The sequence below is a fragment of the Neisseria sp. P0021.S007 genome (genome assembly GCF_051956855.1).
Map to the genome: position 1 here is coordinate 1 of NZ_JBQCXA010000705.1, position 627 is coordinate 627.

Consider the following 627-nt stretch of genomic DNA (forward strand, 5'->3'; position numbering starts at 1 on the left):
ATGTAAGTGGCGCGTTCGGTAACGGAAATGGCGCCGCGTGCGTCTAAGAGGTTGAAAGTGTGTCCGGCTTTGAGGACAAGCTCGTAGGCGGGCAGGGAGAGGCTGGCGTTTTCTTCGGCGAGCAGGCGTTTGGCTTGCGCTTCGTAGTCGTTGAACTGGCGCAGCAGCCAGTCGGCATCAATGTATTCGAAGTTGTAGGTGGATTGTTCGACTTCGTTTTGGTGGTACACGTCGCCGTAGGTGACGGGGTTGCCGTCCAGCGTTTTTGCCCAAACGAGGTCATAGACGTTTTCTACGCCTTGCAGGTACATCGCCAAGCGTTCGATGCCGTAGGTGATTTCGCCGAGTACGGGGGTGCAGTCAATGCCGCCAACTTGTTGGAAGTAGGTGAACTGAGTTACTTCCATGCCGTTGAGCCAGACTTCCCAGCCCAAGCCCCATGCGCCGAGGGTGGGGTTTTCCCAGTCGTCTTCGACGAAGCGGATGTCGTGGACTTTGGGGTCGATGCCCAATTCGCGCAGGGAATCGAGATAGAGGTCTTGGATATTGGCGGGCGCGGGTTTGAGGGCGACTTGGAATTGGTAATAGTGTTGCAGGCGGTTGGGGTTGTCGCCATAGCGGCCGTCT

General features: G+C 56.9%; 1 protein-coding gene. It reads right to left on the minus strand.

The window, feature by feature from the left end; genetic code table 11:
* Positions 1 to 627, minus strand: a 627-nt coding sequence (locus ACTHUR_RS15490; RefSeq protein WP_440399524.1) for a glycine--tRNA ligase subunit alpha, incomplete at both ends; no start/stop codon positions are given.